15 protein-coding genes are annotated in these 11,672 nt (G+C 33.9%); 10 read left to right on the top strand and 5 right to left on the bottom strand.

Features of this window, described 5'->3' with window-relative positions:
• The first annotated feature begins 3 nt into the window (after window positions 1–3).
• From NIL_RS09700 to NIL_RS09660, 9 genes are all read left to right on the top strand, one after another.
• Window positions 4–579: a TetR/AcrR family transcriptional regulator gene (locus tag NIL_RS09700; protein ID WP_187647565.1), complete on the top strand. Its 576-nt coding sequence runs from the start codon at window positions 4–6 to the stop codon at window positions 577–579.
• 26 nt (window positions 580–605) lie between these two features.
• Window positions 606–1,931, top strand: coding sequence for an NAD-binding protein (locus NIL_RS09695; RefSeq protein WP_187647564.1), 1,326 nt, complete (start codon window positions 606–608; stop codon window positions 1,929–1,931).
• Window positions 1,913–3,367 (top strand): TrkH family potassium uptake protein, encoded by a 1,455-nt coding sequence (locus NIL_RS09690; protein ID WP_187647563.1) that lies wholly within the window; start codon window positions 1,913–1,915, stop codon window positions 3,365–3,367. The genes NIL_RS09695 and NIL_RS09690 overlap by 19 nt, the downstream gene beginning before the upstream one ends.
• Window positions 3,364–4,515: an MFS transporter gene (locus NIL_RS09685; RefSeq protein WP_197972084.1), complete on the top strand. Its 1,152-nt coding sequence runs from the start codon at window positions 3,364–3,366 to the stop codon at window positions 4,513–4,515. The genes NIL_RS09690 and NIL_RS09685 overlap by 4 nt, the downstream gene beginning before the upstream one ends.
• 118 nt (window positions 4,516–4,633) lie before the next feature.
• Window positions 4,634–5,392: a polyphosphate kinase 2 gene (gene ppk2 / locus NIL_RS09680; RefSeq protein ID WP_187647562.1), complete on the top strand. Its 759-nt coding sequence runs from the start codon at window positions 4,634–4,636 to the stop codon at window positions 5,390–5,392.
• A 17-nt stretch (window positions 5,393–5,409) separates the two neighbouring features.
• On the top strand, window positions 5,410–5,727 hold the full coding sequence (locus NIL_RS09675) for a hypothetical protein (RefSeq protein WP_187647561.1): 318 nt from the start codon (window positions 5,410–5,412) through the stop codon (window positions 5,725–5,727).
• 9 nt (window positions 5,728–5,736) lie between these two features.
• Complete coding sequence (locus NIL_RS09670) at window positions 5,737–6,330, top strand: flavin reductase family protein (RefSeq protein ID WP_187647560.1); 594 nt, start codon at window positions 5,737–5,739, stop codon at window positions 6,328–6,330.
• 201 nt (window positions 6,331–6,531) lie between these two features.
• A complete protein-coding gene (gene amrS, locus NIL_RS09665; RefSeq protein WP_187647559.1) occupies window positions 6,532–7,557 on the top strand; it encodes an AmmeMemoRadiSam system radical SAM enzyme in 1,026 nt (341 codons plus the stop codon).
• A 1-nt stretch (window position 7,558) separates the two neighbouring features.
• The gene (locus NIL_RS09660; protein ID WP_187647558.1) at window positions 7,559–8,095 is read left to right on the top strand and encodes a hypothetical protein; all 537 of its coding nucleotides are present in this window, start codon (window positions 7,559–7,561) and stop codon (window positions 8,093–8,095) included.
• On the opposite strand, the gene NIL_RS09655 is transcribed toward NIL_RS09660, so the two are convergent.
• Window positions 8,088–8,543 (bottom strand): heme-binding domain-containing protein, encoded by a 456-nt coding sequence (locus tag NIL_RS09655; RefSeq protein WP_187647557.1) that lies wholly within the window; start codon window positions 8,541–8,543, stop codon window positions 8,088–8,090. The two genes, NIL_RS09660 and NIL_RS09655, sit on opposite strands and share 8 nt — an antisense overlap.
• A gap of 86 nt (window positions 8,544–8,629) precedes the next feature.
• On the opposite strand from NIL_RS09655, the gene NIL_RS09650 reads away from it, so the two are divergent.
• Window positions 8,630–8,974: a hypothetical protein gene (locus tag NIL_RS09650; protein WP_187647556.1), complete on the top strand. Its 345-nt coding sequence runs from the start codon at window positions 8,630–8,632 to the stop codon at window positions 8,972–8,974.
• A 2-nt stretch (window positions 8,975–8,976) separates the two neighbouring features.
• Here NIL_RS09650 and NIL_RS09645 read toward each other — a convergent pair whose 3' ends face one another.
• Genes NIL_RS09645 through modA form a run of 4 tightly spaced genes read right to left on the bottom strand, consistent with a single transcriptional unit; the run spans window position 8,977 to window position 11,651 of the window.
• Complete coding sequence (locus NIL_RS09645) at window positions 8,977–9,837, bottom strand: sulfate/molybdate ABC transporter ATP-binding protein (protein WP_187647555.1); 861 nt, start codon at window positions 9,835–9,837, stop codon at window positions 8,977–8,979.
• Window positions 9,834–10,502, bottom strand: coding sequence for a molybdate ABC transporter permease subunit (gene modB, locus NIL_RS09640; protein WP_187647554.1), 669 nt, complete (start codon window positions 10,500–10,502; stop codon window positions 9,834–9,836). Before modB ends, NIL_RS09645 begins: the two co-directional genes overlap by 4 nt.
• The gene (locus NIL_RS09635; protein ID WP_187647553.1) at window positions 10,502–10,900 is read right to left on the bottom strand and encodes a TOBE domain-containing protein; all 399 of its coding nucleotides are present in this window, start codon (window positions 10,898–10,900) and stop codon (window positions 10,502–10,504) included. The genes modB and NIL_RS09635 overlap by 1 nt, the downstream gene beginning before the upstream one ends.
• Before the next feature lie 16 nt (window positions 10,901–10,916).
• A complete protein-coding gene (modA, locus tag NIL_RS09630) occupies window positions 10,917–11,651 on the bottom strand; it encodes a molybdate ABC transporter substrate-binding protein (RefSeq protein ID WP_187647552.1) in 735 nt (244 codons plus the stop codon).
• Window positions 11,652–11,672 lie beyond the last annotated feature (21 nt).

The following is an 11,672-nucleotide window of genomic DNA, read 5'->3' as shown; positions in this document are numbered from 1 at the left end:
AGAATGAATTTAAAAGATAAGATAAGAGAATATAAAAAAGAGTTGATTTTAAAAAAAGCTGGAGAATTTTTAGAAAAAAACGGTTTCGAAAAATCGAAAATGGCTGATATTGCGGCACATTGCGGTATATCCGTAGGTGCTTTATATAACTTTTTTTCTTCAAAAGACGAACTTTTTTATGAATATGTTAAATACCAAATAGATACGTTCGTTAAAAATCTTAAAAAAGGTTTTGAGAGAATAGAGTCACCTAGGGAAAGATTAGAGTTTTTCGTTAAACTAAAATTTGAAACATTCAAGTCAAAAGTGAACCTTTTAAAAGATACAGTTGCCGGTGATCCTCTATTTTTCGCAAAACTTAATGCAAACAAGGGTAACCCGGCTTTAAAGATATATGAGATTTTGGCAAAAGAGTTTGAAAAGATGGAAAATCTAAAAACCGACGATTACATAAAACTAGCCTGTCTGTTTCACTCTTTCACCTTCGGATATATCGAATATTGGCTTAATTACGATCAACATCTAGACAAGTTTGCGCAAGAGGCCTGTGACTTTTTTATAAAAGGTATTGTAAAATAACAAAATCTTAAAAATAAGACAAAAGTATGGATATTATAATTGCAGGTGCCGGAAGAGTAGGTTACAGACTTGCAAAGACTCTCTCTTTGAAACATAATGTTACCGTTATAGATAGAAATGCGAATGCACTGGGAAGACTTCAAGAGGCTATAGATATAATGCCAATTTCAGGAGATATAGAAGACCCCGATACTTATAAAATCTTAATAGAAAAGAGTTTCGATATATTTATAGCCGTAACAGACAGCGACGAAGCCAATATACTCTCAACATTGATAGCAGACGATATAATAGACGTAAAAAGAAAAATCATCAGACTTAGAAACAGATATTTTGCAAAAAGCTCAATTGCCCAAAAACTTAGAATTGACGATGCGGTATTTCCTTTTGTTTCCACGGCACTTTCAATAAAGTCTCTTTTGGATTTTTCAAAAGCCAACAACGTAAAAGATTTTATATTTACAGACTATAAACTTGTATCTGTGCAAGTACAAAATAGTGAACTTAGTATCGATTATCTACACCTTTTAAACAATGAAAAGTTGGTTGTAGTAGGCTTTGAGAGAGAAAAAAAGTTTTTTATACCTAAAAAAAACGATCGTATAAAACAAAATGATCTTATCTATCTTTTCGGGGAAACAAGTACCATAAAACAACTATGCTCAATACTTGATACCGAAACTCCCAAAGAGTTGAATAAAGTAGCTATATTTGGTGCAGATATTTTAGGAGTTGAAATAGCAAAAGCCCTTTTAGAAAAGAGAGTAGAGATCAAAGTAATAGAAAAAGATCCATTTCTTTGTAAAAGAGCTTCTGAAGCTTTACAAAATAGAGTGATGGTTATAAATAGTAAATATATTGAGCATTCACTATATGAAGAGGAAAATATAAAAAACGCCGATATGATAATAGCTACTAGCAATGAAGATGAAGAAAATATTATCAAATGCCTAGAAGCGAAAGAGTATGGAGTAAAAAAAACAGTTGCCATAAACAACAATATGGAACTATACTATCTAATGCACAAACTAGGTATCGTAGCCGTAAGAGGTCCAAAATCAAACGCTTATTACTCTATACTGGAAAAAATAGGCTCAAGTTCTATTATTACCGAAAAGCACTATTGCGGCGGAAGAGGAACTATTTTTATGAGAAAAATATTTCCAAATTCAACACTTATCGGTAAAACCATAAAACCTTTAAAGCTTGAAGATTTGCTCTCTTTTTATGTAAGAGACGGGGTAATCTTTGATTTTTCCGATAAAATAACTCTTAAAGAGGGAGATTTGATAGTGATTTTCTTAAAGTCTTATTTAGAGGAGAAGATAAAAGATTGGATCTACAATCTATAAAAAGCTTAACTAAATTTATAAGCGCTATCGGCATTGGGCTTTCACTCTTTTTTTTTATACCTATAATCTGTGCTTTCATTTATCATGAAGAGGTAAAAACCATTTTAATATCCAATCTAATTTTTTTAGGTATCAATTTTTCAATATTTTCTCTTTTATCAAACCATCCTTTTAAAATGGGGATAAAAGAGTCTATTTTGGCCGTAAATCTTATATGGATTTTACTTGGAATTGCCGGTGGAGGAGCTTTATATCTAACTACCGATATAAAACTTGCCGATGCTTTTTTCGAAGCTATTAGCGGTTTTACCACTACTGGTGCCACAATATTTACAGATATAGAATCTTTGTCACATACAACTTTGATGCTAAGAAGCCTTATGCATTGGCTTGGAGGTATGGGTATTATAGTTTTAGGTGTAGGACTTTTGACTTTGATAAACCCAACCGGTTCTATGACGCTTTTCAAAGCCGAATCTACCGGTATAAAAATGGAAAAACTTACACCTAAAATAAAAGATACCGCAATAAGACTTTGGAGAATATATATTTTTTTAACGGTTATAGATGCTATTCTGTTGTGGGCTGAAGGTATGAGCCTCTTTGACGCAGTAAATCATGCTTTTTCTACTATTTCAACTGGAGGATTTTCAACAAAAAATGAATCCTTGGGATTTTGGAAAGATAATCCATTAATTTTATGGACAACAACCGTTTTTATGCTTTTATCCGGTATCAACTTCATCGCTCATCTTAAATTTTTAAAAAAAGATACTAGCGGATATAGAAGTGAAGAGGTTAAGTGGTATCTCATAGTTTTCTTTTCCCTATCTTTTACCCTAACACTGCTACATCTAATACAAAGCAACGATTCTCTTTTTTACTCACTCACCCACTCCTTTTTTACGATATCATCCATTTTGACCACAACCGGCTTTGCCTCACTGGATTATGAAAAATGGGGATATGCTGCAACGGCTACTATCTTTGTAGCGATGCTTATAGGAGGTAATGCAGGCTCTACGGCTGGAGGAGTGAAAGTGATAAGATATGTGGTATTGTTTAAAAATCTTTTTGTTCAAATAAAAAAGATACTTCATCCAAATGCAGTCATAGGAATATTTGTAGATAACAACAAAGTATCAAGCCATATTTTAGGCAGCGTAACCGCTTTTTTCTTTCTTTTTGCCCTTACAAACACCGCTTTAACTCTATACTTGTACGCAAAAGGTTATACTTTTATGACATCTTTTAGTGCTTCTATCGCTTGTATAGGTAACATTGGTCCTGGTTTTGCGGATGTGGGTCCTACGCAAAATTTTAGTTTTTTTTCATCTTTTGATAAAGTGCTCTTGGCTATCTTTATGATAATCGGAAGATTGGAGTTTTACACTTTTATCATCTTATTAACAAAAGACTTTTGGAGAAAATATTGATAAACAAAAATATAATCTACCTTGGACTCGTAAGTTTCTTCACTGATTTTGCCAGTGCAATGATAAATCCGATTCTTCCTATATTTATCGTGGTTTATCTAAACGAAGGAGTGGACAAACTTGGCATCATTGTCGCTATTGCTACTTTGGTTTCATACGCCTTAAGGCTCGTAAGTGGATACATCTCTGATAGATACGGCATAGTTAAACCTTTAGTAGTAGCCGGTTATGCTCTGTCTGCTCTTAGCAAACCATTGATGGGATTTGCAACCTCTTATAAAAGCGTTGCTGTTCTAAAAGCGTTTGAGAGAGTAGGAAAAGCTTTACGTTCGGCTCCAAAAGACGCGCTGATTGCTAATTATGGTAAAAAAAGTCAGATGGGAAAAACTTTTGGTTTTCACAAAACTTTAGATATAGCCGGTGAACTCTTGGGGACGGTTTTGCTATTTTTGCTTCTATATTTTTTAGGAAAAAGTGAAGAGATAATCAGAAACATATTTTATGCTACTATAATTCCCGGAGCTATCGCCCTCTTTATTGTTATATTTTTTGTAAAAGATGCTCCTAAAAAAAAGGTGAAAAAAGAGTTTAAACTTACAGACCAAGATAAAGTAGTTGTGGGTAATCTGTTTTTTTACTTTATATTTATCTTTTTCTTCTTCAATGAGGCTTTTTTCACTATGCAAGCAAAAGATGTCGGTATAGATACCGTATTTATACCTCTTCTTTTCATCGTATCTACTCTAACTCAAACTTTAACAAGCTATATATCTGGTATCATAATAGATAAAACAGGGCACTATACAGCATTAATTATCTCATATCTATTTGGCATACTCTCATTACTTCTTTTAAATCTAAACCAAGATATATTTATATGGATGGCTTTTGGCTTTTTAGGACTTTTTACCGTATTTTCACTAAATGCCAACAGAGCATATATAGCCTCTTTTTGTGACAACAAAGCAAGCGTTTACGGTATTTTTTATGCCGCAATAGCACTGTTTGGCTCTCTAGGGGCTTACGCCATCGGTTATTTGTGGGAATATTATGGTAAAAGTTTCGCTCTCAATTTTGCATTGATAGGAACATCTATTACAACATTCATTTTTTTATCGAAGATAATTTATAAATACTTTAGAAACTAAAAGGTACCTCTAAAATAAAAATTTGTGTATAACCGATAGTAATACTAACTCTTTTAAAGCTTTAAATCAAATATTAGATACTATAATAAATAGTAAAAGCTATACTTCGGGAGCCACTATGGACAAAAAAGAGTATAAAAAAATTCTTTATTATCTTCAAGTTGAGCTAGTTAAGTTTCAAAGGCATGTTATAGAAAACGATTTAAAAGTCTGTACTATTTTTGAAGGAAGAGATGCAGCTGGAAAAGATGGAACGATAAAAAGATTTACAGAATATTTAAGTCCAAGGGATACAAGAGTAGTGGCTCTTAGCAAACCAACCGAACTTGACAAAAAATTTTGGTATTTTCAAAGATATATTCACTACCTCCCAAGAGGAGGAGAGATGGTCTTTTTCAACAGAAGTTGGTACAATAGAGCAGGAGTGGAAATAGTTATGGGCTTTTGTACAGAAGACCAGTATGAAAAATTTATGGAACAAGTTCCTAATTTTGAATATCTTCTAGTTCATGAAGGAATGTTTTTAACAAAATATTATTTAGATATTTCTAAAGAGGAGCAGAAAAAAAGACTTGAAGAGAGAAAAAAAGATCCTTTAAAACAGTGGAAAATAAGTCCTATAGACGAAAAAGCTCAAAAACTATGGAAAGAGTACTCTATAGCTAGAGACGAAATGTTCGCAAAAACCCATTTTGCATATGCTCCTTGGTACGTTGTTAGGGCAGACGATAAAAAAGAGGCTAGAATAAACACTATAAAACATTTTCTTAATAAACGCGAATATCCGGGAAAAAATAAAGAGCTTTTGATTTATGACCCCAAAATAGTTTTCGAATTTGATACAAGCTGCTACGAAAAGGGATTGATCGCACCTTAATAAAAAAGGAGTAAAAAATGGGGAGCATAGAAAGAGATATGTTTAGATATATAGATGCTTTGGTAGAACAAAGCTTTAAAGAGGCAGCAGAAATTTTGCAAGAGCACATAAAAAGGTGTGACGAAAATACATCCCTTATACTACAAGGATTCATAGATGCCGCAAAAACTCTTGAGGCTTTTAAGAAAGAAGATTTTGATAAATTAGAACTTTTATGGAATAAATATGAAGAATCGAAAAAATATCTGACGCCAAAAAGTAGATACTACTCTATATTTTTAGAGATGTCTTTGGTTGTAGAAGATATAAAAGATAATATGGAAAATTTTCTATAAGGAGTTACATTGAGACTAGATTTCAAACATCTTAATCCTTTGCAAAGATATAAGATAATGAGCCATACCGTAGTACCTAGACCCATAGCATGGATAGTTACGGAACATGAAGATATAATAAACATTGCACCCTTTAGCTACTTTATTCCTCTATCATCAGAACCACCGGCTCTAATAGTCTCTATAGGACATAAAAAAAACGGCGAACCCAAAGATACGCTTAAAAACATTTTAAAAACAAAAAAATGTACTATATGTTTTGTTTCCCAAGAACTGCTAAAAGATATGCATTACACCTCAAAGGATCTGCCTCACGATACTAGCGAAGCCGAATATTTTAATATAGATACAAAAAGAGTTTTTGAAGAGTTTCCACCTATGATAAAAAATTCTCCTAGCGCCTTTTTCTGTACCCTAAACCAAGTAGTGGATCTAAAAGGGAGTAAAACAGTTCCTTTGATTTTAGAGGTAGAAAAATATTTTGTGGATGATAAATTCGTAACGGACAAAGAAAAACTTCATATAGAGTTAGATTTGATCGCTAGAGTAGGCAAAGAGTACTCAATTTGTGAAAATAAGATAACACCACCCGTTATCCCTTAAATTTGGCATTGACAAATTAGTATATTAGCATTAGTATAGGAGGGTAAATAATAAAGTTATTATACATTCGTTTATCGTCTCTAATAGCTTTATGTCCGATAACCAACTACTCGATAAGTATCACATATCTATTTACACTTGCATTTTAGTCAGAATATTAAATTTTAATTATTGTGATATAATGATCAAAAAGGAGCGGCTATGGTTACGGATGCATGGCTATCAAAAGAGTTAGAAGATAAAAGAGTATTGTGCCTTGCCTGTGCGCACGCTTGTAAGCTTGCGCCTAACGAGTTTGGAAAGTGCGGAGTTAGGGTTAACGAAGATGGCAAATTAAAACTTACCGTATACGCTCTTGCCGCAGCGGCCAATATAGATCCTATAGAGAAAAAGCCCCTTTTTCATTTTTTGCCTAATAGCAAGGTAATGTCTATAGGTACGGTAGGGTGTAATTTTAGTTGTCAATTTTGTCAAAACTGGGAGATTAGTCAACATCCACAAACCCATAATTACGAAGTTTTTGGATACGATATGCCGCCTAAAAAAATAGTCTCTTTAGCATTAGAAGCGAAATGTAAATCTATAGCTTATACGTACAACGAGCCGGTGGTTTTTTTCGAATATACTTACGATACGGCAAAACTAGCTCATGAAAAAGGATTAAAAAACGTATATGTAACGAGCGGTTTTGAAACAAGAAAAGCGATTGATGAACTTTGTCCATTTCTTGATGCAATGAATATAGATATTAAGTTTTTCAAAGATGAAAGTTATCGAAAAATAAGCGGTGCGAGACTCAAACCGGTTCTTGAGACCGTAAAGTACGCACACTCAAAAGGGATATGGATAGAGACCACCACTCTTATCATACCCGGTATCAACGATAGCGACGAAGAACTTAGAGATATTACGAAATTTATAGCCGATATCGATCCAAACATACCTTGGCATATCTCAAGATTCCATCCGGACTTCAAAATGCTCGATCGTCCAGCAACGCCTATAGAGACTCTAAAAAGAGCTTATCAGATAGGGAAAGAAGAGGGACTAAACTTTATCTATATAGGCAACTATCCCGATACGGACTTAGAGTCCACATACTGTCCAAGCTGCGGATTTAAGGTTATAGATAGATTTGGCTACATAGGAGAAATAGTCAAAAATAATCTAAACGAAAAAGGTGACTGTCCAAAATGTGGAACACATATACCTGGAATATGGAAATAGTATGAAGTTTAGAATGTTTGATGAGAGTTACATAGAAAATATAAAAAAATATACCAACTATACAGGCACATCTTTTGCTGTTATTGGAGCAGTGGGAATTATAGTTAATATTTTATTACCAAAAATTCCTATAGTACTTTTTGGAGGAGTTTTACTCTTTAGTGCCGGTTTAGTTTCTGTATATTTTTCATACGCTATTTTCAAAAAAATAACATTAACGATTTTACAACCTTTTATCTTACTGATATCCGGTAGTGCTTTTTTATTTATGCCGCTAAAAAACGACCTCTTTATACTTATAATAATTCTTTTTTATCTTTTTTTAGATGGATTTATCAAATCGGCTATTTCAATGGCTCTAAGACCACTATCTAGTTGGAAATATCTTTCTTATAGCGGTCTATTTTCAATTCTTATGGCTTTTTCAATTTTGTTGGGTTGGGAATTTACAACAAAATGGTTATTAGCTATTATACTTAGTATTAACATATTTTTTGACGGTATAATGTTACTTAGATTTTCAAAAAAGATTATCTAATATCGATTTTTATATATCCCTTTCCATCACTTGCCCAATCTCTTACAATCTTTTTATCCTCTTGTGAAAGTTTCGCATCTGGATGAAGCCATAGATATTGAGGCAAAGGCATTGCTAAATTTACACTTCTATAGATAGATTTTTTGAGTTTTTCTCTCTTTTCTTCGTCATAATCTTGCCAAATGCTAAAATTCAAAGCTTTCCTTCCTTGAACCACATCTCTTCTAACAACCCATTTCATAGGCGCCACATCTGCATACCAAGGCCAGTGCGTCTCATTTGAATGGCAATCATAGCAGCTTCTTTTAAAGATCTCCATAACTTTAGCCGGAACTTTAATCTCTTTGCTTTTATCTACGGGAGGATTAACTTTTTTATAAGAGGGAATAAACTGAAATATTAAAAATACCGCCGCCAATACTCCTAGATATAGATAGAACCCTTTCATAAACCCTCCTTCTTACTACCGCGACTAGCGAAAAGTGTTTAAATAGCCTAAACGATATGGTATTATAAAACAAAAAAGGGTTTTTTATGAAGAAACTTTCGCTATTTTTATCTTTTCTTTTCGTAATGTATGCAAACGAGCCAAAAATTTTAAAGGTTGATTGTAAAAGAGCGGTAGATAACAGCTACTCCTTTTTTGTTACGGTAAAACATAACGACACTTCTAGCGAGCATTACGTAACAAGGTGGGAAGTATTGAGCGAAAAAGGAGATATTTTAGCTATAAGGATATTATACCATCCCCATATAAACGAACAGCCTTTTACTAGAGCCCTTTACGGTATAGAGTTGCCAAACATAAGTAAGGTATATATCAGAGCTTACGATATCGTTCACGGATACTCTAAAAATTATGAAGTTATACTCCCTTGATTTTAGATTTCTATCTTTTGGATTATAGGGTTGAAAGCTTTTGAGCTTACCAGCACTTTATCCCCTATTTTAAACTCTCTCCCCTCCTCTTTCGATACTACGCTTTTTATTATATTTGAGCCAAAACTCAACGTTAAAACGCAAAGAAAATCCTCCTCTTTAATATCAAGTATAGTCGCATCAAACTTAAAAGATGAAGCCACTTTTGCCTCTACAAATATCTCAAAGGGCGAAGCCTCTTTTTTGATTTCTCCTTTTTCTAGTACGAAAACTTTGTTGCAGAGTTTAAAAATCTCTGAAATTTCGTGCGAAACTAAAATAGTAGTTACTCCGAGTCTTTTGTGTATCTGAGCCAATTCCTCTTGCAATTTAGATCTCATTTTTACATCTAGAGCAGATAAAGGCTCGTCCAAAAGCAGTATTTTAGGTTCTCGCATCAAAGCCCTGATCAAAGCCACTCTTTGCTTTTGTCCTCCCGAGAGTTGATGTGGATATCTATCTTTTAATCTATCAAGTTCTATAAGTTTTAGTAAAAAATCTGCCTTTTGTCTATCATTTTTAGCAAAAAGAAGATTCTTATATACGCTCATATTGGGAAAAAGCGTATAGTCTTGAAACACAAAACCTATTCTTCTTTTCTGAACCGGCATATTAAAACCGGTTTGGCTATCAAACCACACCTCCCCTTCTACTACTATTTTTCCTTCATCAGGCCTCTCAAGTCCGCTAAGTATCCTAAGTAGCGTGGTTTTTCCGGCCCCAGACTCGCCAAAAAGGGCTAAAAAGTCTCCTTTTTGAATAACTCTATTTATTTTAAGCAAAAGATCTTTAGTCAATCTTTTCTTTATATCTATCTTGATCATACGCGTACTTTTTTATTGAGAGTATAGACAATCAATAAAATTAAAAAAGATACCGACAATAAAACAAGCGCATATCTGTTGGCTATATCGTAGTTAAGCGCTTCTACTTCATCATAAATAGCTATGGAGGCTACCTTTGTTTCTCCCGGGATATTGCCTCCAATCATCAAAACTACTCCAAACTCTCCTATCGTATGAGCAAAAGAGAGTACTACTCCCGTTATTAAAGAGGGTTTTATATTGGGAAGTAAAACTTTAAAAAAGGTCTCTAACTCCCCTTTTCCTAATGTATAAGAGGCCTCTATCAAAGATTTTGGAATAGTCTCAAAACCGGACTGGATTGGTTGAACCAAAAAAGGAAGCGAAAATATGATCGAACCCAATACCAATCCTTCAAAGGTAAAAACCGCTTTAAAACCGACACTATCTTCTAAAAATCTCCCTAAAATACTCTCCGGACTAAAAAAAAGCAGCAGATAAAACCCCAAAACGGTAGGAGGTAAAACCAGCGGCATACTGACAACTGTTTCAAATATAGGTTTTAGTTTAGATTTGGTATAGGCCAGAAAGTAAGCTATAGGTACGCCTATAACCAACAAAATAGAAGTGGTAACGAAAGCTAGTTTAAAGGTCAAAAGCAGAGTCTCTAAAAAGTCGTTCTCCATTACAGCTCCATAATCGCTAGTTCGTTAGATTTCACAAAAGCGAAAACCTCATCGCCCACTTTAAGATCCAATTCTCTTAAGGCGTTATAAGTAATTAAGGATCTTACTCTTTCCTTTTTATAGTCAAGAGTTATCATAGCTAAAATATCGTCATATTCGATATGTGTTATTTTGCAAAAAAATCTGTTTTGCAAGCTGATTTTGCACTCTCCTTTTGCAATACTCACTTCGCTCTCTTTAAATACCATCCATACCCTATTATCTTTTTTTAAAAAGGGGAGCAAATAGCCGTTTTGTAGGATTAAGGAGGTAAAACTATCTTCAAATCTTTTGAGCTTTACGATGGTAAATTCCCCTTTGCTTTTTATCTCTTCTATAACTGCGGCGATTTTGTTCATCTTTTAGCCTCAACTTTCAATCCACTTCATACCCGTATCTTTTTAAGATGTTTTTTGCTTTTTCGCTAAAAAGAAAGCGGTAAAATTTCAAAACTTCGTTTTTATGCTTTTTATATCCTTGTTTTGTTACTATTACGCCCTGTTTTATAGGTTCGTAAAGAGTTTTATCCATCTCGATCCACTCTCCTTTTCCTCTCATCTTAGGACTTAAAACTACGGCTTTTGCGCTAAAACCGGCATCGGCAATTTTCGAGGCTATATACTGGTTTGTCTGTGATACGCTATCACCGAAAATCAACTTTTTTTTGACTTTGTCAAAAACTCCTTTTCTTTTTAAAACTTCCATAGCAGCTTTCCCGTAGGGGGCATTTTTAGGATTGGCGACAGCTATCTTTTTTGCCTCTTTTATTAAACTATTTTCCCAATCTTTTAAATCCACTCCCTTCATAGTCCATAAAACCAAAGATCCTTTAGCGTATACTTTGGGCTTTGTAGCCGCATACCCTTTTTTATACAAAAAGAGTGGATATTTCATATCCGCCGATAAAAAGATATCGTATGGCGCACCTTTGGTTATCTGCAAGGAGAGTTTTCCGCTAGATGAGATTACTTGTTTCGCCTTTATGTTATAGAAGTTTTCAAACTCTTTTATGATGTCATTAAGGGCGTATTGAACGTTAGCCGATGCCGCAATCGTTATAGCGGCGTTGGCGTAAATACCTAAAAATAGAAGCAGCGCTATTTTAAACATAATCACTCTTTCGTTATATTT

The organism is Nitrosophilus labii (genome assembly GCF_014466985.1).
Classification (GTDB): domain Bacteria; phylum Campylobacterota; class Campylobacteria; order Campylobacterales; family Nitratiruptoraceae; genus Nitrosophilus_A; species Nitrosophilus_A labii.
This window is presented reverse-complemented; position numbering and strand designations above follow the sequence as displayed.